Below are 25,712 nucleotides of genomic sequence, written 5' to 3' on the forward strand. Positions count from 1 at the left end.
CCTGCTATCCCTGATCTTTGCCCGCTTGGGGCTCTTTGGGCTTTTTATGTTTGTTCATCTGTTTGGCTTCCCAGAATAGACCTGTCAGCACGTCCTTGATCCGTTGACGATCTTTTTCATCCAGCGGAATGCCATCGAACATTAATTCGTCGTCTTCCTCCAGCATTTTTTTAAAATCCCGGCGGTCTTTGGAGGTTGCCCATTCCGGCACAGTAGAAGGATAAAGTTCATGTGGATTTTGCTCCATTGAATCATCGTCTCCCCAATATCCGGCGGCCTTCATCATTTCGGTATAGGATACGCTAAGCGCGTCCGCTATTTTGCGGAGGGTGGAAGGTTTGGGGATTCCGCGCAGTCCATTTTCAATGCGGGAAATTTGTGAATTGCTAATACCTGCAGCATCTGCCAATTGGTTGATGCTCCATTGTTTGTGCTCACGCTGCTGTTTTAAGTAAGTTCCGAATGCTGGCTGTTCCACAATGGGGGCTCCTTTCTACAAGAGAATCATAGATACTAGTTTTATTATACCATTAGGTAAATAGTAAAAGCACGTAATATGCCAAAAGGCATAGGAAAATAAAGCGAATATCCTGTTTTTGGAGCTATACTGCTTTTTTTGACGATGGATACCTATCCTAAATAATGTTATGTTATACTCAAGATACGAACAAAAGGGGAACACAATGTAAACATGAGCGTTTTTATATTTAAAAATACATCATTGTCAAAAGGCATAAGATAAGGAGTGTTGCTTTACATGAGAAATAACTTACCCGAATTGGACCGTCGCAAAACGCAGAATGCATTGGAGGGTGTGTTTGAGAAATACCGGATTTATAAAACGATTACCTTTATGGACCGGGAGAGCTTTATTACGGCTGGCTATACGGATCGCCCGAACGGCCCAACGAATGTGACAAGCGATCCAACGGCCCGGACAGCCGTATATAATGTGGATGCTCCTGCCGCTCGCTTGGCCTACTGCGAAATGGTGGATGCCGTAGTGAGCCGCTTGAATGAACGTGAACAGCTGCTTATCCGTGAACGTTATTTAAAGGATGACGATGTGTTCGATTACAAGGTTTACAATTATGTGTTAGACCCGCCAGTCAGCAAGGATACGTATACGAAGCTTCGCACGCGTGCTTTTTACAAAATGGCGCTTGCACTGGCGGACCAAGGCGTTTTAAATTTGGCAGGTTTGCAGAAGGGCGCGGATCGAAAATTGGGTTGATGTAATAATTATCCACTTGTTCTCACTTCTTATTTAAAATCGTTTCTTAAAAGGCTTTGATTTCCTGTAATAACAGGGATCAAGGCCTTTTTTCATAATGCGAACGTTTGTTCTCTAAAAACCTCCCAACATCATCCCTAGTCTCTGCTTTTATCGTCCATTTCCCCGGCAACGCATTCGTTATTAGGGTGTAAGATTATATCATCGGGAATCAAGACAAGAGGACATACCGAAGACACACACAGTCAAACGTTAGCCGGCCATTAGGGCCGGTTTTTTCATGCGGTGATCGTCTCTGTTGGTTCCCGGGAATTCGTTGAATAGAAAGGAGGAGTCGTGTTGCCTAAGCAAGGGATGCTGCAATGCATGAGTACGAGGCTGCGCCGGATGAGAACACGGAAGTGGAAAAAAGCCTGGCTGAATAGCCACAACATGCGAACGCAGGATACGCAAAGGTGGCATGCCGCAGGATGAGACAAGCCTTTAAGCAAAAGCTCATTGAAATTATTCCAGCGCTGCAAGGGCGTGTATACGATGTTCAGCCACCGTCGCAGACGGCAGAGGAGCCGTATGCAGTTATGGCGCTGGGCGAGGAAATCTGGAAGTCTTCCTGGGCCGGCTATCGGCAGGTTGTTCGCATCAAGCTGTACGCAGGACAAGCCGGGCTGGCGCAGGCTGATGTATGGGCGAATGCCCTGATTGCCGGACTGCACCGGGAACCGGTGACAGGTGCAGGTGAGGACACATCGGCTTTTACCGCGCACTATTTGGGCGTGCGGGATGCAGAAAAGCTGGACACCGTTACGGGCAAGGCCTATAGAACGCTGCGTTTTGGCGTGTATGTGCCTGAGACGGAAGGTGGTTTGGCCGTTCCAGCAAGCGGTGCTACACAGCCGGAAGAGTGGCTGGCCGCGCTGGTCCGCTGGACGCAGAAGCAACTGGGCGAAACGTGGTCGGTATACGCCGACGCATGGCCTGCACAGCCGGGCCGGCACGCGGTACTATGGCGGATGAGCGGCTGTGAAACTAGGATGGCGGGAGCTTCCATGTATGAGCTGCGCAAACGGTACATCGGGCATATTACCGCCCCGGACACCACCGAAGAAATCCGCGCAGCTTCTGCACTGATTGAGGGCTTTGCCGCTCAAATTCAGCTTCCGCTGGATCAGGACAAGGGCCGTTATATGTCTACAGCTGAAGCCTCAGCTGATTTGCAGGCGGACGCCATTTTAGACGGTCAGCTTCGGCTGATGCTGGTACAGCGGAGAATGCGCCCGGCTGAGGAAGCGGCGTTGATTCGCAGAGTGGAAATTCATCCTATTTTGAAATGAGGTGGTCCGAGTGACCTTGGAAGACCATGAGAAGGCCCCGGTACATACCGGGCAGGAAGCAAGTGGCCCTCGCTATACGCTGGAGGAGCTAAAGGAGCACGCAGAACCATTGTTTTCCGTGAAAGAAGAAGTGCTGGCAGGCGCCTTTTTTGGCACACAGGACAAGCTGTTTACGGTAGCAGAAGCACACACTAAAATCGAACAATTTATGAAAGCGAAGGTGGATTAATTATGGCAGGCGGAACATGGGAAAACACGAATAAACCGGTATTGCCGGGTTTGTATATGAATTTTCAGGCAGCAGCAGCTTCAGCGATTCAAGGTGGGTCGCGTGGTACGGTCGTTGTACCCGTTAAGGCGAATTGGGGCCCTGTACGTGAGTTTGTAGAGATCGGCAGTGAAACGGCAATCAGCCAACTCTTTTCGGGTGACAGTCTGGACGGTGCAACCGCGTATTCGACGCTGTACCTGGCTTTGCTGGGCGGTCCGAAAAAGCTGCTAGCCTACCGTTTGGCAGATAATACAGCTGCTGAAGCATCTGTGACGCTGAAAAGCGGCGGTGAGACACCGGTGGATGTGCTGCGCCTGAAGGCTTTGTACACAGGTAGCCGTGGTAATGGTTTCGCTGTAACTGTACAGCCAACTTTGGGTGATGAGCAAGCTCGTGAGGTGCGCCTCTATGAAGGAGCCAAGCTGCTCGGAACGTACAAAGGTAGTGACGGTACGGCTGCCTCTATCGCCAAGGCGATGAACGAGAACAGCGAAAACGTATGGGTGAAGGCCGAGGTTGTCGGCGACGGCGGCATTCCGGTGGATGTCAGTGGCGTACACCTCACTGGCGGCAACAGCGGCAATAGCAAGTTGGTTAATGCCGATTACATCGCGATGCAGGAGGCACTTGAAGGACAGGAATTTAATGTCTTGGCCTTGGATTATGCAGCTGATCTGGCATTGTTGCAAAGCTTTGCAGCCTGGATCAAGCGTGTCCGTGGCGAAGGTAAAGGCGTAATCGCTGTATTCGGCGGTTCTGCGGCAGATGATGTGTCCAAAACAGCCGTCAGCTTGGCCTCTGCACGTTCCCTGGCCCTAAACCATGAAGGCATCGTGAACGTCGGTACAGGCGTACGTCTGGCAGGTTCGGATTACAGTTCCGCCCAAACGGCTGCTTATGTAGCTGGCCTGATTGCAGGTCAACGTCTGAATCAATCGGCAACATATGCGGTTACGCCTTTTGAGGATGTAACCCGCCGCTGGACACGTTCCGAGCAGGAGCAGGCTGTCCGTAATGGTGTCTTCCTGCTGTTCTTCGACGGTCGTCAGGTCAAAGCGCTGCGCGGGATCAACAGCTTGGTGAATCCATCTGCCGGGCAAAACAACGCATGGAAGAAAATTCGTTCCATCCGTGTCATGGATGCTATTAACGCTGACTTGCAGCGTGCGGCAGAAGAGACTTACATTGGCAAAATCAATAACACAGTGGAAGGGCGTCTGGCGCTTATCGGTGCGATCAAAGAATACCTGGCACAGCTGTCGCTGAGTAACGTCATCGAAGCAGATGGCTACGATGTCATTCTCGACCCGGCTTACTACGGCGATGCGCCAGTTATCAAACCGGAGCCGGATCAAGTGTTCCTGCAATGGAACGTGAAGCTCACCGACGTGATGGAGCAGTTGTTCGGCACATTTTACGTGCAATAAATAAGCATTTTACGTGTATAAGCATTTTACGTGTATAAGCATTTTACGTGTATAAGCATTTTGCAGGCAATCGGCAGAAATGAAGTAGCTTGTTAACAACGAGGATTTTGTGAAATCCCGAACTATATTATGGATTATTTTGAGGAGGAAAAATAAATGTTGGATGCTTCAAGAGTCATTTTAGGTACGTATGGTCAGGCGCATGTGGACGGGGTGTGGCAGACGAATATCAATAAGCTGGAAGCCAGCGTGGAAATGGAAAAACGCGAGCTGAATCTCGTGGGCAACGAGTGGAAGGTGCACAAGCGCGGTATCAAAAAGGGAACGGGAACGATGAGTGGCTACAAGGTCACATCCGATATGATTCGTCGCGGTTTTAACCGTTTTGAGATTATTACAAAATTAGATGACCCAGAAGCCTTCGGACATGAAAGTATTCGTCTCATTCGTTGCACTCCTGACAAAATCCAACTAGCCAACTGGACAGCAGGTGAAGAAGTACAGGAAGAAACGACCTTCACCTTTGAAGGCTATGAACTGCTGGATCCGATTGTAGCAAACTAAATTGGAAGACGGGGGATGGGATGCTGTCAAGCGTTCCGTTCCCTAAATACAAATGAACAATAAGGGAGAATGACTTATGAGCTTGAATGAGAATATGACAGAAGAACAAATTTTGGACAGCCTGTTTGAAGCCGCTGAAAAACTACCGGAAGAAACGGTTCGTATCAAGCGCCTCGATATGAAAATTGTGCTGCATGGCCTGACCTCCAGTAAAGTGGACAGCATTCGTGAACGTTGCACGATTCGCCGAACCGTGAAGGGTGCTGTAGATGAAAAAGTAGATACTGAAACGTTCAATGCCTTGTTGATCTCGGAAGCTACCGGAAAGCTGGAAGTGAAGGGCTTGTCCCTTAGCGGTTGGGGCGATCCCCGGATTACAAGCCGCTTGAAGCTGTCCGGTGGCGAACAGTCTGTCCGCCGTATGCTGCTGGCGGGTGAGCTGGATGCAGTAGGAGATAAGGTGCTGGAACTGTCAGGTTTTGGCGTTGAGATTGCCGACCTAAAAAACTAATCGGCTCCGGGGGAATGACGACGATGCTGTACCACTTGTGGGTCCGGCACCACCTCCGCCCCGGAGACTTTTGGCGGCTTCCCCGCGGTGAGCGCATGCTGCTGCTGGCGTTTGCCGAACAGGAAATGGATAGCATAGCAGCTTCAAAAGCATAAACAAGGAGGTGAACATGATAGATGGCAGAAGCATTAAATTACCGCATGAACCTTGTGATCGATCCTAAAAACGTCATTAAGGCGAACAGAGAATTGCGCGCAATGGAACGTTATTTTGAGCGGATTCAAGGCCGTGTTTTGAAAATCGGCCGCACTCGCATGGCCCCGGAAATTGTGCTGAACGATATGGCTTCCAAAGGATTGGATAATCTGTTGAACAAGATTAACCGGGTCAAATCCCAGATTATTAACGCCTCGGGGAATGTGAATTTAAAGGTAAGCAGTAGCAGTAGTGTGTCCATCGACGGCATTAGTGGTCTTATAACAGCGTTGGAGAACAACACGAAGGCAGTTAGAGGCAACACTGGTTCAAACATACTAAATAGTACAAAACCTAAAGCAGAAGAGGAAAGTAAACTTCCAGCGTGGGCTGAGGCGCTTCAAAAATATAATGAGCCTGCCAAGGTTGTTCAGGAAGTATACAAAGGGGTTACAGGTGAAGATTTAAGTCTTCAAACGTTTAAAAAGATGCCCGCCGCTTTTATGGAAACCAGACAAACGTGGAAGGAAGGCGGAGCAAAAGGAGTACTTAAAAAATTCTTTTTTCCAGATAAGAAAGAAGATGCTGCAGAAGGAAATGCTGAAGGCGCTTCAGGCAATAAAGACCTTTCGGAGATTAAAGAATTAATTCAGAAATTAATTCAAGTTACCTCGGATAAATCTACTGGCGGGTTTGGCGGTGGCGGCGCAAATAGCCCGGGAAGAAGGAACAAACGTTCAGGGGGCAGAAGATCTGGTAATAGAGGCGGTAGTCGTCGGTCTTCGAGTGGTCAAAGAGATTTTAATTCAAGAGCCGGAGAGATAGCAAGAATTAATATTAGAGATCGGAACTCGACACAAGGAAACAGAAGCGGACGACAAAACGCTGGAGGTTCAGCAGAATCCAATCCTCGGATTAACCCTGCCCGAAGAGTTCCAAGTCCAAGAAATCATCCGAGAAATCCTGGTAATCGCCGCTCTTCCAAGTCGGGTGGTATTCTTAGCTTTGCAGGCAACTTGCTAGCTGGTGGAACGGATATAGATACTTCTTCTGTCCTGGATATGGTGAGCGATAGCGGATTAGTTGAGAAAGTGAGTAAAGGTCTTGGTGTGAGCAAAAAGTTCATTAGTGGGCCATTGGGGGTTCTGGCAGATGCAGCAAGCATAGCTACAGCAGCTCCAGGCAAGGAACGCGCACAAGCGATTGGTTCCACCGTAGGTGGGGCGGTTGGGAGTACGGTAGGCGGAGCAATTGGAACATTTTTGCTTCCAGGTGTCGGCACTGCTGTTGGCTCATATGTAGGCGGTTTAGCAGGTGACTTTTTAGGGGGCAAAGTGGGCGGTTGGATTTCAGACCATGGCTCTGAAATAAAGGAAAAGGCATCCAAAGTAACCGGATGGCTTTCTGAGAAGAGCGAAGCCTTTGGTGATAGCATCTCTAACTTCTTTTCTTTTGGTAAAAAAGATGAACCTAAGAAAGCCCCAGCTAAGCCGCCTGAAGTACCTAAACCTGCTATACCACCTCAACCTGCTGTAGCTGTGGCTACCAAACCGTTAACACCTATGCCACCATTTCCGGGGTTACCACCCGGCTCTCAAGTGATGTATGGACCTCAGCAACCAGGTGCAAAAGGCGTCCCTAATCCTTATGGACCGATGGCTATAGCTAACCAGGGAGTCAATCCCAACCCACTACTGAATACTGCGGCTCATGCGAACAATGGAGCCAAAGCTAAAGGCAAAGGTAATGGTAATCCGACACCTCAAGTAGTACAGATCAGTCCTGAACAAATGGGAACACTGTCTGGCTTTTTGAAGGATTTTAAAACGGAAACCACCAACCAATTCAATCTTCCTGCGGGGGCTGTACAGGTCACTGTACATGAGAACAAGCTCGATGTGGATGGGCTTATTACGCAAATTGGCTACCGTCTCAAAGCTGAAATTCTGCGTGCAACGCAGAACACCAAGCCTGTAGGCGCTGTAGCTAAGTAATACGGTAGATGGGAGTAATGGGGAAGGAGTAAAGAGATGGAATTTAGTTTGACGGATGGTAAAGGGAAAAAATTTCAGTTTCCAGTAAATCCTGAGGAAGTGACGATCTCACGGCAAAAAGGATTTGATACAACGACGATTTTATCCTATGGGGAGTTTGACTTCCCGCAAGGGGAGAAGGTAAAGGAAATCTCCTTCTCTTCTTTTTTTCCGAAAGAATACAATCCAGCGTATTGCACATATAAAGATATCCCTGATCCTCAGGAGGCCATGAACACGTTGAATGGCTTTTTGTTATCCAAAAACCCGCTACGTTTTATCATTACGGAGACAGCCGTGAATGTACCAGTAATTGTGGCATCTCATAATTCGATCTTTCGCGGCGGCGAGTATGGGGATGTGAATTTTGATCTGTCACTGCGGACCTGGAGTGATATGAAAGTTGCCAAAAAAGCTGGTGGTACAGGAAGTAAGGCGGCTACGGTCAACAAAAAGCCCCGCACAGATATGAAAGAAAAGAAAAAAATATATACGGTTAAGTCCGAGGATTCCTTGTCCAAAATTGCCAAGCTCGAGTTGGGGGATAGCTCCCAATGGAGTCGTATTTATCAGCTTAACAAAAAGGTTATTGGACAAAATCCGAATGCAATTAAACCGGGGCAAAAGCTGGTGTTGTCATGAGCTATAAAGTCATTTTACAGGATAAATATGATTTGTCGCCGCTTGTGGAGAACATTAATTTGAGGGATTCGCTGGAGCAAATCGCCTATCAGGGAACCGTCAATCTGGTCGTTACGTCGGATATGCCCGCTATTTCCCCTGGGATGTCCATTCGGGTTAGCGGGATTCCTTATGGTAAAAAAGATTATGTTCCCTTGTTGTCCCCTGCCGTGATTTGGGAAGTAGAAACATCTAACAACGGGCTTAAACGCATGACGCTGACGTTGTATGACCGTACAGTGTATTTGGACAAGTCAGAGGATGAATATTTACTCCCTGCCAAGCAGACGGCTACTCAGCGTTTTCAGAAGTATGCAAGGGACTGGAAATTGAAAATCGCTTCATTGCCAGACACGAAAAAGCAGCTCGGACGCGCCGTATACCGCACACAGTCCATCTATTCTATGATGCTGGGAGATCTGCGCGAAACGGCAAAGGCGGGGGGGAAGCTGTATCATCCACGGATGATTTCTTCCGGGTTGGAGCTGTACGAGCTGGGAACGAACAAAGATGTGTATGTTTTGGAGAGAGTGACTGATACGACACAGTCCCGTACGCTGGAAGGTGCAGCTACGAGGGTGAAGGTGTTGGCTACGGCGGCTAGTGAAACAGGTAATGAGGTTCCTTCCAAGGTGATGGCGCTTGAGGAAAAGGACATTGCCAAATATGGGACACTTCAGGTGATCGTGCAGGATGACGAGGTCAAGTCCGGAGCAGCAGCCCGTGAGTTGGCTAAAAGTAAGCTGAGAGGCATACAGCAAACGATATCGGTAAATGCACCAGATATGAACACGATTCGAGCAGGAGACGCAGTGATGCTAGGTTCCATAAAGCTGCTGGTCATTTCAGTGAGCAGGGAATTGGGCAACCCCGGCAGTATGTCGCTGGAGCTCGGAACGTATGACGATGTAAAAAGGAGGTTTTACCTTGAATAAGGACCCCTACGGGCATTTGGCTACTGCGCTGCAATCTTCATTTCATAAGCACACCAAGCAAGCGCTGAGTGGAGTAGGCGCGGTACTAGGCACGATCACCTCCACGGGACTCAAGCTGGACGATTTTAAACATGAGCTTCAGGACTATCTGGTCGCGGAGCTGCCGGGACTGCTATCTGTACCACGCCATATGTACAAAGGTACCTCAACCGCAGTGGAATCAGAAAATTGGGAAGGCAAAGAGCTGAAAACTTCCTTTTATATCGGGGAAGACGAGCTGGAGGATGTGAATTTCAGTTTGAACGAAGGTCTTAAGCCTGGAGATCGTGTACTTGTGGTTCGGGTGAATGGCGGTAATGATGTGGTGGTCGTGTGCAAGGTGGTGAGTGGACGTGGCTAATTTATTTCCCGAAACAGATGATATGATCTGGACAGACACGGATATGACCGACCCGGATGTACTAGAGGATAACCGTGCAGTATTTGGGCGAAGCTGGCGGTTTGATTTTGAAGCTGGTGAGTTTGTTATGAGCCCTAGCCGTAAAATCGTGACTACAGGCGAGAAAGAAGCCTGGGTACAGTGGTGTGAAAAAGCGATTCGCACTCCTCGCTATCGGCATGTGATCTATTCACCTGACTATGGCAGTGAGCTGGAGGAGCTCATTGGCAGCAGCTATGGGCACGGTGTACAGGAAAGTGAAATTAAACGCATGGTCACAGAGGCGCTACTAGCAGATGCACGTACGGCTAGTGTGGATCAGTTCACGTTTCGCTGGGAAGGCGAGGCGTGCCATTTTAGCTGCCAGATTACGAACGTGCGGGATGAAACGGAAATTGTGGAAAGTGTGGTGATCTAATGGCAGACTTGCCGGAATATTTGGTAGACCAGACGGAAGAGGAAATTTTAAATCGAATGCTGGAAAAAGTGCCTTCGGACATAGATAAGTCCGAGGGCTCTTTTATTTGGGATGCACAGGCTCCGGTGGCATTCATGCTCTCCGAAGCGGCGATCTGGGCGCAGGAGCTGCTGCGTCGGGGCTTTGCCAGCACAGCAGCCAGCGACAACCCGGATTTTCGTTCGCCGGAGCTGGATTTGCGGACAGCAGAGCATGGGGTGACACGGCGAGAAGCGGTTGCTGCCTCAGGTATGGTTACGTTCACGGGCACAGCGGGAACGACCGTCCCGGCGGGAACGTTGGTGGCGACTCCGGCAGATGATGTATCCGGGGAAGCTTCTATTGAGTATGCGACCACGGCATCGGTCACGCTGGATGAACAAGGTGCCGGGGAAGCGACTATTCGGGCGGTCAATCCCGGGCGCAGCGGTAATGTGCCTGCGGGTGTCATCCAGGTGATGGCCACTCCGATTAGCGGGGTTGCCTCTGTGATCAATACGGAGGAAACCAAAAGCGGCACAGATGTTGAGAGCGACCAGCTGTTGCTGGAGCGTTTTTATGCCAAGGTGCGGAACCAGGGCACAAGCGGCAACAAGGCGCAGTATACTCAGTGGGCGAATGAGATCGCTGGAGTGGGTGGCGTGGAAGTAGTTCCGCTCTGGAAGGGGCCGGGAACAGTGGGGTTATATGTGCTGGATACGGACAAACGAGCAGCCAGCCCAGATATCGTCGCTGCGGTGCAGAAGTACATCGATCCGACGCAGGATGGGCAAGGAGAAGGGCTGGCGCCAGCGGGTCCTGTAGTGACGATCATGCCAGCGGCAGAAGTGGAGATTAACATCTCAGTCAAGGTACAGCGTACCAAAGAGAAGCCGTCCACGCTGGATGAAATCAAAAAGCTGATCGAGAGCGGTGTGCGGACGTATTTGAAGCAGCTTGCCTTTTACAAGGAAGACCCGTTGGTACGGTATACCCGGATTTCTGCTGTTTTGCTCGACATTCCGATTATTATTGATTTCTCTGAACTGAAAATCAATGGACAGAGCAATCAGAATATTGAGATTGGCTCAGGCCAGGTGGCAGTGCTGGGGACGGTGAGCGTCAGTGAGTAACAATGGAACGAACAGTTTTGACGATTTATTGAATAACCCAGACCAGGGAAAACATGCAAACCGTAGTGGCACTTTTGTTAATCGGGTAACGATAGCAGGAGATACAGTAGGCCAAATGAGCAGCGAGCGGGGACGTGAGCTGCTTTCCTATTTGCCTTCCTATTACGAAACCTCACGCGTGATGCGTTCCGATATGGATGCTAAAGGAAGCGAATTGGACGCCTTGTATCTTGCAATGGATGCAACGGTGGGACAGTTTTTCGTGCGTACCGCCACATGGGGGTTGGAACGCTGGGAAAGGGAGCTGGGAATTGAAACCGATCTGGCGAAGCCATTGGACCAACGGCGTGCGGTGGTGGAGTCGAAGCTGCGAGGGGCAGGAACTTTTTCCGGTCGGCTTGTCAAAAATGTAGCAGAGGCGTATGACGGAGGTACGGTAGATGTTATTTTTCATCCTGCCGAATGGGGATTTACGGTCAAATTTATAGATACCATCGGGATTCCACCAAACGTGGATGATCTTAAAGCAGCCATCGAGGAGATCAAGCCCGCCCACATGGCAGTGGAGTACAAATTACGCTACCTGACCATTGCCGAAGTGGAGTCTATGACCCTCTATGAAAATGAACATACAACACAGGATAGATATTTAGGAGGTGGCGCATAACATGGCAAGTGAAAAAACACCAAATCTTGGCTTAAATCAAATTGACCGCACATCGCCCAAAACCACGTATCTTGATCTGGAGAAGTATTTGGACCAAAACTGGCGCGCTGTAGATGATTTCGCAGGTGATGTAAATGAGGGTGTAAATGGGATCAAGAAGCGTCTGGATACGACAGAGCGTAAGACGGTAACTTTGGAACCTGGGGTGCAAATTGTTCATGCGGAAAAGGCTACGCCGTTTTCGCTGACGGGGATGAGCGGGCGTACGTTGGTGAATTTGTTGGGAAGATGGGGGAATTTGAGTAGCTTAAGGGGGGTAACACCGTATCAAGCCGATATAGCACTAGATACGTTAAATAAAGGGACAATGCCTAATTCGTTAAAAGTAACGATCAAGCCTGGATATACCGTTGGAGTGGGGTTTTATAGTAATTTTAAATTTTTAGCTGGAAAATATTATGTTGCAATTGTAAAAGCGAAAGTAGGTAACGCTACAGATGCAGGAATCTCGGCTCCGAATGCTCTGGTAGAATCGAAAGTTACAGTTACGGATAAAACTAAATTTGCTACGGCTTGGTTTAGGCTGGCTCCTACCAGCGATATTATTACTAACATAGATTTGGTAACACAGGGTACTGTAGGACAGTATTCTAATTTTGAGGCTGCGCGTATCTATGAGATTTCTGCAGCAGAATATACAGCATTAGCAATGATGACTGACGATCAAATTGACAACAAATATCCTTATGTGGATAGTGTAATGCCTGTACGTAATCCATATGCAATTCGGTACGGGGAGAATTTGGCCCCATACTCTTTTTATTCTTGGGACGCTACGGTCGGAACACCTCTTATTAAAGATGATCGAAATGTTGTTGTTTCTTCTTCGAATATAATGATAGCTTCCATCTACCCATTAGTTCCGGGTCAGGCTTACACGGTTTCCGCTCAGTCGAGTGGAGCAACGGGTAGAATACATGTAAATATGCAAAACGAGACTGCTGTTATCGGTAATGTAACAGGTAGTGGGATTATATCTTATACATTCACAGTTCCGGCAGGTACTAAAGGTGTAGTGATCCGCTTGCTGGGCACATCCACTGCCGAAGTAACGATTTCCGATTTTATGCTCAACATCGGCAGTATTGCCAAACCGTTCAAGCAGCATGAAGACTCCATGCTGGCACTGCAAACAGACCTGTACGCCGATCCAGTTACAGGGGCTAATGCTGATACAGTGTTTGAACGTAATGGGCAATATTATAAAAGCAAACGTTGGCACAGTATGACGCTTGACGGCTCGCTACCCTGGGGTTACTTCGATTCAGCCGCAGGCTACAAAGTTGTTCGGATACCTGCCACTAATGGAATGGTTGACAGTGAGAGGATAACAAAGTGGAACGGTAAGTTGGTTCAGCATGTTTTCCCGTTAAGCGGGCCGGATCAATCCCATCTTAGTCCAGAATCTGGTGTTGTGGGTCTGTCCATTTCTAGTACAGACAGTGGATGGGGAGACAACTACACACCTACAACAGACGAAATAAAGGCGTATTTTATGGGCTGGAAGATGTATTTGGCTGGTCAAGGAGACGTCAGTAAGCCGTTTAACAATGAGGCAGTAGGGAAGGCGTGGTGTCCGCTTGATTCTATCTACGATTCGAACGGGGCCGCAGCAACGCTGTACGTAACTACTTTGCCGACAACAGCGATAACATCCTTGTCGTATGTAAGATATGGAAATTGGTCGGCATACCAACTGGTATACAAACTCGCAACGTCTACAGCAGAGCCTATCATATCCGAAGGGCAACTAACGTTCGTTGAGGGAGAAAATCAGGTTGAAGTAGGTACGGGAATTGTGTTGCGCGAGCCTGCCGACGTGTATATGGAGACAGGAACTATGTTCGGCAACAGGATGAACATAAATAACGCCAGTTTTAGTGCTCGCTTGCTCAGGAACAGGTCTATACAACCGTTGACGGTATACAAAGATGGGGTCTTAGACACAAGATGGACTAAGGGCGTAGGATGGATCACGAGTGCAGGTACGTTATCGCAACTTTTGAACGCATCGGATAGCGACAGAGTATCGGCCTACAGTGTCACATACTTTATGGTTGGCCTCTCACCCATTGTACCGTTCACAGGAACCTACGCAGCTAACGAAAAGACACTGCTGTTGGATTTAATGGACAGCGTGCAACAAGCAAATTTGCGCCTGTCTGTGGTTGAGAACAAAAAGTCAGACAAGGATAACCCGTCGTGGATTACACCTACACTGCTTAATGGCGTTACAGCAGAAACATCGTCAGTGGATATGTGGCCTCAGTACCTTAAAATGTCAAATAATCTTATTAAGATGCACGGGTCAATAAAGGTACCGACTTCTAATGCAACCGTCACATTTTTTAGGTTGCCGGAAGGATACAGGCCCAAAATCTTAACGGTATTAACTTGCGCAGCATCTGATGCGGTGTCCGCTGACAAAACTGCCGTAATTGCAATATCCCCTGACGGACGTGTTGAAGTAGTAGGCAGAGGGGGCTATGGTTGGATACGTTTAGATGCCGTTCAATTTATAGCAGAAGTTTAAGGAGGATAATATATGAAAGCAGTTCCTAGAGTAAATACAGATGGCCTCTATCTGGAGGACAAGCTAGTGGACGATGCCTTTACGGGTGTCGTCCCTTTTTATGCTCCATCTTCACTCATACTATCTGACACAGACGAGCAGCTAGACATTTATCAGCTTAATGCCAGTAGTTCTAGTAGCAATGGTGAAACGAATTCAGATAACATCCCTGCTGGCTACACGGTAGCAATCCAAGTGCCACCAGGTCTATATTATCCTCGTTTTGATATTCAAGGCTGGCTGGCCTATGAAGCAGAATATAACGAAACTCTGATTGAGGCCCAGAAGAAGTACGAGCAAATTAATAAGGAATCGCAAGATTCATTTCAGAAGCTACATGATGAATGGAAAATCAAGCCGGAAAACGAACGTGAGGAAGAACCGGTATATTTTGCTCCTACATTTATGGCTCCAGAACGAAGAAATCCAACGACGTTCTGGAGTGAAGGATTCAGTGAGGAAGCGATTAAGGGACTGACACAAAAAGCAGAGCAACAGCCAAGTGAGACAGATCAATTGAAGCAGCGTATTGCAGATCTCGAAGTAACGCTGACCCAGCTCATGCTTGGTGACACAGAAAAATAACCAAGTACTGACCCCTGTTTAGCTGCAAAATTCTTATTTAAAAAGAGGTGAAGTCATAACTATGACTGCTTTAACAGAGACTCAATTACGTATTTGTGCTTATGCTTGTGTTACCCGCTATGATCGGGGAGAAGGTAATATAGCAGCTATCATTGGAAGCTATGCTTTAGATGAAAAACAACGTAAACAAGTGAAGGAAATGATTTTATCCCATCGCTCTGATCTGGTATTTGACAACGTAGAGGAATCGTCATCTATGGAGGTTTCCAGTGCACAGCGAGAACCGGTTAAATGGTATAGCTCTATTTTTCGTAAAAAAACGGTATAGAGCGGAGAGCAAAAATGCCTGTACTCAAAGGAGGAGCGAGCATGTATGAAAGAATGGATCTGATTATAATGGGTTTCTCCAAGCTGAAATTGAATAGACAAAGCAATCCTTTTATAACGATTCAATTCGGTCAGGGGGTAGAACTGGGGATGGTGAGTATGGATGGATATTGACGAAAAAAAAGAATCTGTTATCCAAGATGTAACGGATGATTTTAGTAAACGAATGTTCAGTTCGCTTGGACCGGAGCTATTTTCCTATCTTCCTGCCTATTACGAAGCATCCCGTGTTATGCACGTCGATATGGATGCAAAGGGTAGCGAACTAGATGCTCTTTACCTTGCGCTAGATGACACGTTAGCTCAGTTTTTTGTTCGCACCGCCACTTGGGGGCTTAAACGCTGGGAAATGGAGTTGGGTATCCCGATCCATTTGGAAAAGCCGCTGGAACAACGACGATCCGTTGTGGAGTCAAAACTTCGTGGAAGCGGCAAATTTTCAGGGGATTTAATACGGAAAATCATGAGCTCATTTGGTGTCAATGGGGAAGTGGATTTTTATCCGGCTGAGTACAAGTTTGGTATAAGCTTTGAAAATAGAACCCCTGAAAATATGATTGATTTCAAAAAGATCATCGAGGATATTAAGCCTGCTCATCTTGCTTTTTATATGAATAACAAAACTAGGCTTGCATTTCTTCATGAGAATGAAATGGTTTCTCGTATTCGATTACGTTCGAGAGTTCGCTTTTTTGGTGGGAAGCCATGGTATTTAGATGGTGTCGAGTTACTGAACGGAATAGCTTCTTTGTCCGGGTGGACAGAGGAACCTATGCGCTATTCAAACCGTTCGAAATTTGTCTTCAAGCATCGAGTGAATCATCATCAGGAAGGCAGAATGATAATTCGAGACCATTATTGGAAGTTAGATGGAAGTATGAAGCTTGACGGTAGTCAGATGTTAAGCTCAACCGAGAAAGTCATTTCAATCTAAACCAATATAACTTTTATTTTTAAGATAGAAAGGATGGTAAGTATGGCAGAACAAGTTTTGACAGTCACGACTGCATATGCAAGGGAACAAATGGCTCGTGCCCGCGCTGAGGGAGGAACGCTGACAAAAGTAGTAAAAATGGCGTTTGGTAGCGGAGGTGTGGATCAAGCAGGGAAGCCACTGCCTTTGAATGGAACAGAACAGGTCTTGAAAAAAGAACTGGTTCAAAAGGATATTACGAGCTTTGAATTTATTGCTCCTGCAACAATTCGATATACTTGCTCACTGGCAGAAAATGAATTGGCGGGTGAGACGATTAATGAGCTGGCTTTGGTAGATTCAGCGGGGAAGCTGACGGCTATCCGTACAATGAGCAATAAGATCAAGGATAGTGATATGGAATTTGTTTTTGAAATTGATGACATCTATTAAGGAGGATATAAAGTATGAGCATACAACAACCACGCAGATTTGTTACTACCGACCAAGGACATGCGGACGTCCTGAATGGACCGATTGATACCCTTTATGCTAACGATCAGGAATTGGCTGCACAGGTTGAGAATATCAAAAATGACCCGGCTGGAAACGGTGTTGCTTCTAAGGAAGCGTTAGACAATCATGCCAGCAATACAGATCTCCACGTTACGGCAGCCAAGCAAGCTTTATGGAGTGCAGCAGAGGGGAATGCCAAACAATATACGAAAGATTATGCAGCACCCAAGGCGCATACGCATCCTGCATCGGATTTACCATCTGCTTCTACGCAGGCTAGGGGGATTGTGCAACTTAATACATCTACAGGAAGCACAGCTACAGATCAGGCAGCTACGCCAAGTGCGGTTAAAGCAGCTAATGATCGAGCGAATGAAGCTTACAGCCGGGCAGACCAGGCTTTTACGCAAGCCGTTGATCTGAAAAATAAAATCGTAGGCGTGATCAACGGCAAGGGTGGAAACGCCAATTCTAATATGACTGGAGATCAGTTAGCGGCATCTATTTTGAATATGCCTGCTAAGAGATTCGCCTCAGGGACTATCAGCGCAAGTAGCTCTAAGATAATACCGGATGCTGGTTCAGTTGTGGAATTACCTGCAACTGCAACCATAAGGTATGATATCCAATCTGGGTTCAATATAACCAGACTATTCTTAGATATTGGCGGAATAGTAGGTGGTTACTTATATGGATGGTTTTCCTATGCAATGCCAAGTGGAACTCTCACGATATCCCTTGGGTCATCTCGTAGCATTACAAATGAATATGGGACTTATACTGCTAGCCTCTCAGGAAATACACTTACCATTGTGATGACAATGAAGTCTACTGTAGCTGGTACTGGATCGACGCAAAGATATTACGAGCACAATAGTATTCAATGGTGGGCTTATGAATAATTAGTGAATAAGTAATGACTCTACTGGGGATGCGCTGTTAGGAGAGAACTGCAATGTGAAAAATAGTGGGGATCTTATTCAAAAATATTGAGAGTAGATAACATTACAAAAAATGAAGTATAGATAAAGGGAGAAAAAAACCACACGCCTACGCAGAGCGTGTTTTTGAATGCCTTGGATCAGTCCAAGGGCATTCACTTTAAAGCTTGGTTCAAAAGGGGGAACAAATATGCATGAAAAAATCGATCAGATTTGGCTGGGGTTTTCCACGGGGACCTTGATCGGTTATTTTTTCGGAGGGTGGACGACAATGCTGACATTGTTGTTATGGATGGTCATTATTGACTTTTTTACCGGATGGGCTGCGGCCTGGATTAACGGTGAACTGAAAAGCCGAGACGGGTATTACGGTATTTTTCGCAAGGTTACGGTATTTTTGATGATTACGGTAGCTCATCTAATCGACGGTATTCTCGGGGATGCACATTACTTCCGGGATGCCGTCGTTTTCTTTTATTTAGCGAACGAGCTGTTGTCCATTATTGAAAATGTGGGCAGAATGGGAGTACCGATGCCGGATATTTTACGGAATGCGGTAGCTATTTTTGAGTCTAAGTCGAGTGGGGAAAAAATAAAGTCAACCGACCCTTCCGACAAAGAAAATAAAGTTTCATAAAGTGCCACCAGTGGACACTACCCAAATAGGCTGACTACCTTTTTGCCCTTTTTTCGGTGTGAAAGTGGAAAAGCCCAGACCGTATGGATGGTCCAAGCATATGGATAACAGAGACAAAGTGAGCTATAACATTATGAATGATAAGGAGGGAACGCCTTATGCAGAATCGCAGCCCTAACGCTGCCGAAGGCATTGACGTGTCCCGATATCAGGGAACGATTGATTGGAAGCGTGTACGAGCCGATGGTAAATCGTTTGCCTTTATTAAAGCGAGTCAAGGACAGCGTTACGTCGATCCGACATTTATCACGAATGCAAAAGGGATCAAGGCAGCCGGGCTCTTACTAGGAGCGTACCATTTTGTAGATGCGACCAATGTAAATGCAGCAAAAGCAGAAGCCAGGCATTTCGCCGAGGTGTTGGAGCAGGTGGGTGGGGCGAAAGAGCTGGACTTGCCAGCGGTAATGGATTATGAAAACAATCCGGGAGCGCTTAGCTCAGCCGCAATTCATGAGATTGCACTGGCATTTTTGACGGAATTTGAGCGAGTCAGCGGCCGCAAGCCGATGGTATATACGGGCAATGCTTTTGCTACCCATTTTAAAGTCCCGTTGGGTAGTTATAAGCTATGGATTGCGCGTTACAGTACACGAGTGCCCAGTGATACTACACCATGGAAGCTCTGGGACTTCTGGCAATACAGCGATAGTGGACGGGTTGAAGGTATTCAAGGGCCAGTTGATCTGAATGTATATGCTGGAACAGAGGCTGAGTTACGCCAAGCATTTGCAGGAGAAGAGGGGGAGGAGCCAATGACAGCAGAGGAAAAAGCGGCATTTAAGACCCTGCAGCAGCAGGTCGCCGCTCTTGAAAACAGCAAAGATGTGCTCAAGCAGACGTTGAATGAACAAAGCGCTTATATTAAAAAAGTGGATCAGCGGGTAGCTGAGCTGGAGGCGCGTCAAACTATGCCTGTACCGATCTGGGCAAAGGAAGCAATGGCTGCCGCCGTTGCATTTCATCCGGCAAGCCCGATTGTGGATGCGAAACTACCAAGCAGTTACGATTTTTATCGCTTACTGGTCGTACTGAACCGTCTGGGTGTGTTTAAAGCAACCAAATGATCTTTTATAAATTTTTTGCCCGGAAGGAATTATTTTCATGTGGACTAAGCCATACGCCTGAAACGTAAATAGACAGGCGGTTCAAAGGCAACCGCCTGCACTTATTGTAAAGTGATGTTCTTCATGATTTCTACATAAGCTGAACTAGAACGCTTTAAAAGCGTGAATCATTGGATGAAAATGCAGCATGTCTATTAGCCCGATCAAGCTGTAAAGGCCCCTGTATGTTTGTTTATTTCAGAACATACCTGGCAATAGGATATAAAGGATGTAGGTCTGGTGCTGAATACATTTTTGGATAAGATTATGCTCCTGTTTGGAGGTTAAAGACCCCCAGCAGAAGCATATATTTGATATGATCGTGTCTGTAGGTTTGTAATATTAATTGACATGATGTATAAAAACATATCGTAATGTATGAAAAACCCCCTTGTCGGCTTCCAAATTTTATAGTAAAGTATCCAATAATCAACTTTGTTTGAGCATAATAATCACTGTTTGTGAGTATATATCACACTTTCACCACGACCTTACATACTCCTCTTTCTCTTTATTACATCACATCTATTCAATTACCCAATAGCATCTCTTACACCACTAGATTATGAACACTTCTGTTCCAGTATTTTCAATAAAAGCCTGTCCATAGAATCTCTATACCTTCCCTACTACACCTATTTGATGAACTCGGAACCTGGGATTACAGCTTGAGGACAAGCTTGTCATGTCAATTCAAAGAATTGGCATTCATCCGGTATCAACGAATTAACAATATATAAGGTGTGAAAGGGGTTTGCTGCATGAGCAAAAAGTATGCAAAACACAAAATCTGGACCGTTCTGCTGGTGCTTGCGCTAGGAGTTGTTTTGGCGCTTTCCGGTTGTGGGGGATCAGGTGAAGGAGCAAAGCCAGAGGCAGGGAAAACACCAAGCGGAGCAGGAGAGGGCGTGCAGGACACGCTTATTTATGGACGCGGCGGAGATTCCGTGGCGCTAGATCCTGCCATTGTGACTGAAAGCGAGTCGCTAAAAATCGGAATGCAAGTGTTCGACACACTGCTGGAATATAAGGAAAACACAACGGAGATCCAACCGGGGCTTGCAGAGAGCTGGGAAGTATCACCGGATGGACTGGTCTATACGTTCAAGCTGCGTCAGGGTGTGAAATTCCATGACGGAAGTGACTTTAACGCAGAAGCGGTTGTGTTTAACTTTGACCGCTGGGCTAATCCGAAAAGTCCATACAAATTTGAAGGTGACTCGTTTGACTATTATGATTCTATGTTCGGTCCTGAAGGAAGTAGGGTGATTAAGGAGGTTAAAGCGGTAGATGCGAACAGTGTACAGTTTACATTAAACAAGCCGCAGGCGCCGTTTTTACAAAATATCGCTATGCCATCCTTTAGTATTTCAAGTCCCAAGGCTATTCAGGAGAAAAAGGCTGATTTCAAGAGTAATCCGATCGGCACGGGGCCTTTTGTATTTAAGGAATGGAAACGGAACGATACCATCACGCTGGAGAAGAATCCAAACTATTGGAAAGAGGGCCAGCCAAAGCTGGCAAAGATCATTGTTCGTTCCATACCCGACAATACCGCGCGATTTAATGCTCTGCAAAACGGGGAAATTGACCTGATGGAGGATTTGAATCCGGATGATGCAAAGCAGCTAGACGGTAATAGCGAATTGGTGAAAATTGAACGTCCCTCCTTTAATGTGGCGTACATTGGCTTTAATTTAAAGAAAAAAACATTCAATAATCCCAAGGTGCGGCAGGCGCTGAATCACGCAGTGAACAAGCAGGCCATCATTGATGCATTGTTTGCAGGGCAGGCTAAGCCTGCGGTCAATCCGATGCCACCTACGTTATGGGGATACAACGATAGTATTCAAGACTACGCCTATGATCTGGATAAGGCTAAATCTTTACTGGCGGAAGCGGGCTTTCCTAACGGGCTTCCCGAGCCGTTAACCTTCTATGCAATGCCTGTATCTCGTCCTTATATGCCTGACGGCAAAAAGGTGGCAGAGGCCATTCAAGCCGATTTTGAAAAAATAGGCGTCAAAGTAAACATCCAATCCCCGGAATGGGCTACGTATCTGGATGATGTTAAGGCGGGGGAGAAGGATGATCTGTATATGCTGGGATGGAACGGGGACAATGGTGACCCGGATAATTTCCTTTATACATTGCTGGACAAGGATACGATTCCAGGCAATAACCGCAGTTTTTATGTAAATGAGGAACTTCACAAAATATTGGTGAAGGCTCAGGTTGAGGTCGACCAGAACAAGCGTGAGGAACTGTATAAACAAGCACAAGTGATTATTAAACAGGATGCGCCGTGGATTCCATTGGTTCACAGCACACCGCTGATGGCAGGTAAAGCGAACCTCAAAGGTTTTGTACCTTCTCCGGCAGGTATTGAAGCGTACGGAAATATTTATTTTGAATAGCCCAAACGCAAGCAGGCGGTGAATAGGATATGAACTCATATATTGTAAAAAGACTGGCTATATTGATTCCTGTATTACTAGGCATGACGCTCATCGTTTTTTCCATTATTCATGCCATTCCGGGAGATCCGGCGGAAACCATACTGGGAGATAAGGCTACGGAACAGTCCAAGCAGGCGCTACGTGAGCAATTGGGGCTGGATAAGCCGTGGTTTCAGCAATATGGAACCTATTTGAGTGAACTGGCACATGGAGACTTGGGTGATTCCATTCGCACCAGACAGCCGATTGCCCGGGAAATGCTTCCTTATCTGGCGGCTACGCTGGAGTTGACAATAGCAAGCATGTTTTTTGCCGTTGTAGTCGGAATGAACGCAGGCATCGTGAGTGCTTGGAAGCGAAATTCCTGGTTTGACTATGTCAGCATGGTCATTGCCCTGGTCGGAGTATCGATGCCCATTTTTTGGCTGGGCTTGATGGAGCAGTGGATTTTTGCAAATAAGTTGCATTGGCTCCCTTCCATCGGACGTATGAATTCCCGTGATCCAGTGGAAGCTGTGACACATTTAGCTGTTATTGATGCGCTCATAGGTGGACGTATGGATCAGGTGTGGACCGTTATCAAGCATTTGATCCTGCCCAGTATCGCACTGGGAACGATTCCAATGGCGGTCATTGCACGTATTACTCGTTCCAGTATGCTAGAGGTTATGGATGCGGACTATATCCGTACGGCTCGGGCGAAGGGATTGGCATCTTTTCAAGTCGTGTACAAACATGCGCTTAAAAATGCTGCGATCCCTGTACTTACTGTCATCGGTCTTCAGACGGGATCACTACTGGGAGGCGCGGTACTGACAGAGACTATATTTGCCTGGCCCGGCATTGGACGGTACATTTTTGAAGCGATCAGCTCGCGTGACTATCCGGTTATTCAAAGCGGAATTCTGATCATTGCGTTTCTGTTCGTCATCATTAATCTGATTGTCGATTTGCTGTACGCGGTTCTCGACCGGCGTATCCGTTATCAGTAATCAAGTCGCCAATTGTTCAAGGGGGAGCTTGTCCGATGTCACAATTTTCAATAGAACCCAACAACATACCGACGACGCGCAGTACAGTAGCTCATTTGCCTGTCGTGACTGGCCCTTGGAGAGACGCATGGAGGGCTTTCCGTCACAATAAAATGGCGGTCGTCGGCTTGAGCATTATTATCTTCTTTGTCATCATTGCTTTGATCGCGCCGTGGATTGCTCCTTTTGACTATAAAGAGCAAAATTTGGTGAGCCGTTTGCAGCCTCCTTCTGCGGAGCATTGGTTCGGTACGGATGATCTCGGTCGAGATATACTGACTCGCACGCTGTATGGAGCCAGAATCTCGCTTTGGGTCGGTTTCTTGTCTGTTATTGGTTCAATGATTGTAGGAACAGCTTTAGGTTTAATCGCAGGATTTTACGGAAAATGGGCAGATATGGTCATTTCGCGGCTATTCGACATTTTGCTGGCATTTCCGGGGATTTTGCTGGCCATTGCTATTGTGGCTATTCTAGGACCTTCATTGGAAAATGCGTTGTACGCCATTGCCATTGTCAATGTCCCAACGTATGGACGGTTAGTTCGCTCTAAGGTGCTGAGTGTCAAAACGGAGGAATATATCACTTCTGCCAGAGCGCTTGGAGCCAATAATACACGAATCATCCTCCGTTATATTTTGCCTAACAGCCTGACACCGATCATCGTACAGGGAACGTTGGGGATCGGAACGGCCATCATTGAAGCGGCAGCGCTTGGATTTCTGGGCTTGGGTGCACAACCTCCTGAGCCAGAGTGGGGTAAAATGTTGTCCGATTCGCGGCAATATATCCAGAACGCGCCGTGGACAGTTATTTTTCCGGGGATATCTATCATGCTGACCGTATTGGGCTTTAATCTGATGGGGGATGGCCTGCGGGATGTATTGGACCCGAGGGCGAAGCGTTAGGGCAAAAGTGGTGAGGGATATAAAGTTGAGTAAAGAGGTGTTCTCTGGCCTGAATCCAATGGCTGGGGAACACCTTTTTTATATGACATTTTTCGTGTCGGAGTAGAATGGCGTTAAAAGTAACTTTTACAGCTGAAAGTCATGTGAGCTTTCATGAAGCGCGAAAAAAATGTATAATCACTCCAATTGAGTACGTAGGGAGTGGGCTTTATGACATGGCAGGACAAGAGAGAGCATCGGCAATTTGCGGAACAGACACGAAGCGACGCTTCACGGGCCGCATATGAACGGGATTACTCCCGTTTGATTCATTCACCGACTTTCCGTCGGTTGCAGGGTAAATCACAGGTATTTGGCGCAGGTACGGGCGATTATTACCGCACACGACTGACGCATTCTTTGGAGGTAGCGCAAATTGCGCGTGAAGCATCCCGAAGCTTGCTGCGCCGCCATCCCGAAGTAGAGCTGGAACAGGCAGATAACGCAGGACTGATCATTGACCCTGAGGTGGTAGAATGTGCTTCCATCGCACACGACTTTGGGCATCCCCCGTTCGGACACAAGGGAGAAGAGGTGCTGGACGGGATTTTGGATCAACTGATTGAGACGAAGGTAGAAAAGATATCCTCTGCCGGAGGCTTCACACCGGAGTCCAAGCGTGGACAGGAGGCCTATGCGCGTGAGCGACGAATTTATGAGCATTTTGAAGGGAACGCGCACAATTTCCGGCTGATTATGTTTTTGGAGAAGCGTGAGAACGTGGATGGTTTGAATTTGTCGGACGCTGTGTTACTGGGAATCAACAAATATCCGTACCCGGGGATTCTGAACAAAAAAGGGTTGTACCTGCATGAGTGGGAATACATACGTTCGATCCGCGAGGATTGGGGTATTCCTGATGGTAAAAAAACGCTGGAAGCCCAGCTTATGGACCTGTGCGACGATATCGCTTATTCTGCGCATGATTTGGAGGATGGGATTAAGGCTGGAAAAATCGAGGTACACGAGCACTTCTTGTATGATCCGTATTTAATTCGTCTGATTACGGAGAAAATCACCACGTTGGAGGATAGCTTCTGGCAAGGCTGGCAACTGGCTCAGATTGAGCAGAAGGTAGCGGCTGTGCTGAGCGAATTTTTGAAGGTGTGGAATGGCAAGATGCCGATGTGTGAACACGATTATTCCCGTACCCGCCGTGAAGTGAAGGCATACTGGGTCAGCCTGTTTGTCAGCAGCTTGGGTGTAATTGATGATGGAAATTGGAAAAAGGTGACCTTCGTACGGGATGGAAGCGAAGATTTGGATATGCTGCGTACTGTAAGTGTGTTGAAAAGCTTTGCTTGGGTTACGATGATCCGCGATCTGCGCGTACAGCGACTGCAAAAACGGAGTGAGTGGATGCTCAGACGGCTGTGGCTGGCTTTTCTGGACCCAGAAACGTCCAAATCTATTATTCCAAGCGACTGGCTCCAGCGCTATGAGCGCGACCAAGCCAAGGCGAAACCGATCTGGACATGGGAGCATATGGTCATAGACTATATTGCAGGCATGACCGATGCTTTTGCTGAAAAAATTTATAATGAGTTATACGGCCTGAAGGTGGGTTCCATTTATGATCTGGACTGACCTTTAATTTACCCCTATATAGTAGAAGGAACTGGTTTGTAATGGATAGCAGGAGGG

General features: G+C 47.2%; 27 protein-coding genes. 26 read left to right on the forward strand and 1 reads right to left on the reverse strand.

All coding sequences use genetic code 11. The features are described 5' to 3' along the window. Positions 1-4: 4 nt before the first annotated feature. The gene (locus NSQ68_RS05680) at positions 5-478 is read right to left on the reverse strand and encodes a helix-turn-helix domain-containing protein (protein ID WP_342428255.1); all 474 of its coding nucleotides are present in this window, start codon (positions 476-478) and stop codon (positions 5-7) included. 279 nt (positions 479-757) lie between these two features. Here NSQ68_RS05680 and NSQ68_RS05685 point away from each other — a divergent pair, with 279 nt between their 5' ends. The 26 genes from NSQ68_RS05685 to dgt all read left to right on the forward strand — a co-directional run bounded on the left by NSQ68_RS05685 (position 758) and on the right by dgt (position 25,655). After that, complete coding sequence (locus NSQ68_RS05685) at positions 758-1,234, forward strand: ArpU family phage packaging/lysis transcriptional regulator (RefSeq protein WP_013309118.1); 477 nt, start codon at positions 758-760, stop codon at positions 1,232-1,234. Between the two features lie 470 nt (positions 1,235-1,704). Continuing rightward, the gene (locus NSQ68_RS05690; protein ID WP_342428256.1) at positions 1,705-2,565 is read left to right on the forward strand and encodes a hypothetical protein; all 861 of its coding nucleotides are present in this window, start codon (positions 1,705-1,707) and stop codon (positions 2,563-2,565) included. A 10-nt stretch (positions 2,566-2,575) separates the two neighbouring features. Continuing rightward, complete coding sequence (locus tag NSQ68_RS05695) at positions 2,576-2,794, forward strand: hypothetical protein (protein WP_342428257.1); 219 nt, start codon at positions 2,576-2,578, stop codon at positions 2,792-2,794. Positions 2,795-2,796: 2 nt separating this feature from the next. Continuing rightward, positions 2,797-4,263 (forward strand): phage tail sheath family protein, encoded by a 1,467-nt coding sequence (locus tag NSQ68_RS05700; protein ID WP_342428258.1) that lies wholly within the window; start codon positions 2,797-2,799, stop codon positions 4,261-4,263. 156 nt (positions 4,264-4,419) lie between these two features. Then, positions 4,420-4,827 carry a phage tail tube protein gene (locus tag NSQ68_RS05705; protein WP_007429163.1) on the forward strand — a complete coding sequence of 136 codons (408 nt, stop codon included), beginning with the start codon at positions 4,420-4,422 and terminating at the stop codon, positions 4,825-4,827. Between the two features lie 76 nt (positions 4,828-4,903). Then, positions 4,904-5,338, forward strand: a complete 435-nt coding sequence (locus NSQ68_RS05710; RefSeq protein ID WP_044645253.1) for a hypothetical protein — start codon at positions 4,904-4,906, stop codon at positions 5,336-5,338. Positions 5,339-5,514: 176 nt separating this feature from the next. Further along, positions 5,515-7,527 (forward strand): hypothetical protein, encoded by a 2,013-nt coding sequence (locus tag NSQ68_RS05715; RefSeq protein WP_342428259.1) that lies wholly within the window; start codon positions 5,515-5,517, stop codon positions 7,525-7,527. Between the two features lie 36 nt (positions 7,528-7,563). Beyond that, positions 7,564-8,208, forward strand: a complete 645-nt coding sequence (locus tag NSQ68_RS05720; RefSeq protein WP_342428260.1) for a LysM peptidoglycan-binding domain-containing protein — start codon at positions 7,564-7,566, stop codon at positions 8,206-8,208. Then, the gene (locus NSQ68_RS05725; RefSeq protein WP_342428261.1) at positions 8,205-9,182 is read left to right on the forward strand and encodes a phage portal protein; all 978 of its coding nucleotides are present in this window, start codon (positions 8,205-8,207) and stop codon (positions 9,180-9,182) included. The genes NSQ68_RS05720 and NSQ68_RS05725 overlap by 4 nt, the downstream gene beginning before the upstream one ends. Beyond that, positions 9,175-9,582, forward strand: a complete 408-nt coding sequence (locus NSQ68_RS05730) for a hypothetical protein (RefSeq protein ID WP_342428262.1) — start codon at positions 9,175-9,177, stop codon at positions 9,580-9,582. Before NSQ68_RS05725 ends, NSQ68_RS05730 begins: the two co-directional genes overlap by 8 nt. Continuing rightward, positions 9,575-10,039, forward strand: coding sequence for a DUF2634 domain-containing protein (locus tag NSQ68_RS05735; protein ID WP_028543145.1), 465 nt, complete (start codon positions 9,575-9,577; stop codon positions 10,037-10,039). Before NSQ68_RS05730 ends, NSQ68_RS05735 begins: the two co-directional genes overlap by 8 nt. Beyond that, on the forward strand, positions 10,039-11,190 hold the full coding sequence (locus NSQ68_RS05740; RefSeq protein WP_342428263.1) for a baseplate J/gp47 family protein: 1,152 nt from the start codon (positions 10,039-10,041) through the stop codon (positions 11,188-11,190). Before NSQ68_RS05735 ends, NSQ68_RS05740 begins: the two co-directional genes overlap by 1 nt. After that, positions 11,183-11,857, forward strand: a complete 675-nt coding sequence (locus NSQ68_RS05745) for a YmfQ family protein (protein WP_342428264.1) — start codon at positions 11,183-11,185, stop codon at positions 11,855-11,857. Before NSQ68_RS05740 ends, NSQ68_RS05745 begins: the two co-directional genes overlap by 8 nt. Before the next feature lies 1 nt (position 11,858). Next, positions 11,859-14,450: a hypothetical protein gene (locus tag NSQ68_RS05750; protein WP_342428265.1), complete on the forward strand. Its 2,592-nt coding sequence runs from the start codon at positions 11,859-11,861 to the stop codon at positions 14,448-14,450. Positions 14,451-14,462: 12 nt separating this feature from the next. Beyond that, the gene (locus NSQ68_RS05755; protein ID WP_342428266.1) at positions 14,463-15,074 is read left to right on the forward strand and encodes a hypothetical protein; all 612 of its coding nucleotides are present in this window, start codon (positions 14,463-14,465) and stop codon (positions 15,072-15,074) included. Between the two features lie 61 nt (positions 15,075-15,135). Further along, positions 15,136-15,402, forward strand: coding sequence for a hypothetical protein (locus NSQ68_RS05760; protein ID WP_342428267.1), 267 nt, complete (start codon positions 15,136-15,138; stop codon positions 15,400-15,402). A 41-nt stretch (positions 15,403-15,443) separates the two neighbouring features. Beyond that, positions 15,444-15,575 carry a hypothetical protein gene (locus tag NSQ68_RS05765; RefSeq protein ID WP_342428268.1) on the forward strand — a complete coding sequence of 44 codons (132 nt, stop codon included), beginning with the start codon at positions 15,444-15,446 and terminating at the stop codon, positions 15,573-15,575. A gap of 52 nt (positions 15,576-15,627) precedes the next feature. Next, positions 15,628-16,395, forward strand: coding sequence for a putative phage tail protein (locus NSQ68_RS05770; protein WP_342429080.1), 768 nt, complete (start codon positions 15,628-15,630; stop codon positions 16,393-16,395). A gap of 42 nt (positions 16,396-16,437) precedes the next feature. Next, entirely contained in the window at positions 16,438-16,827 is a 390-nt protein-coding gene (locus tag NSQ68_RS05775) for a phage tail protein (RefSeq protein WP_342428269.1), read from the forward strand. A 14-nt stretch (positions 16,828-16,841) separates the two neighbouring features. Continuing rightward, on the forward strand, positions 16,842-17,792 hold the full coding sequence (locus tag NSQ68_RS05780) for a phage tail protein (protein WP_342428270.1): 951 nt from the start codon (positions 16,842-16,844) through the stop codon (positions 17,790-17,792). Positions 17,793-18,021: 229 nt separating this feature from the next. Then, complete coding sequence (locus NSQ68_RS05785; RefSeq protein WP_342428271.1) at positions 18,022-18,468, forward strand: phage holin family protein; 447 nt, start codon at positions 18,022-18,024, stop codon at positions 18,466-18,468. 158 nt (positions 18,469-18,626) lie between these two features. Beyond that, on the forward strand, positions 18,627-19,592 hold the full coding sequence (locus NSQ68_RS05790) for a glycoside hydrolase family 25 protein (RefSeq protein WP_342428272.1): 966 nt from the start codon (positions 18,627-18,629) through the stop codon (positions 19,590-19,592). 800 nt (positions 19,593-20,392) lie between these two features. Continuing rightward, positions 20,393-22,048, forward strand: a complete 1,656-nt coding sequence (locus NSQ68_RS05795; RefSeq protein ID WP_342428273.1) for an ABC transporter substrate-binding protein — start codon at positions 20,393-20,395, stop codon at positions 22,046-22,048. A gap of 29 nt (positions 22,049-22,077) precedes the next feature. Continuing rightward, the gene (locus tag NSQ68_RS05800; RefSeq protein WP_342428274.1) at positions 22,078-23,082 is read left to right on the forward strand and encodes an ABC transporter permease; all 1,005 of its coding nucleotides are present in this window, start codon (positions 22,078-22,080) and stop codon (positions 23,080-23,082) included. Positions 23,083-23,117: 35 nt separating this feature from the next. Beyond that, positions 23,118-24,029, forward strand: a complete 912-nt coding sequence (nikC, locus tag NSQ68_RS05805; protein WP_342428275.1) for a nickel transporter permease — start codon at positions 23,118-23,120, stop codon at positions 24,027-24,029. Between the two features lie 210 nt (positions 24,030-24,239). Then, complete coding sequence (gene dgt / locus NSQ68_RS05810; protein WP_160790201.1) at positions 24,240-25,655, forward strand: dGTP triphosphohydrolase; 1,416 nt, start codon at positions 24,240-24,242, stop codon at positions 25,653-25,655. The last annotated feature ends 57 nt before the right edge of the window (positions 25,656-25,712 follow it).

The organism is Paenibacillus sp. FSL L8-0158 (assembly GCF_038592965.1).
GTDB lineage: Bacteria > Bacillota > Bacilli > Paenibacillales > Paenibacillaceae > Paenibacillus > Paenibacillus polymyxa_D.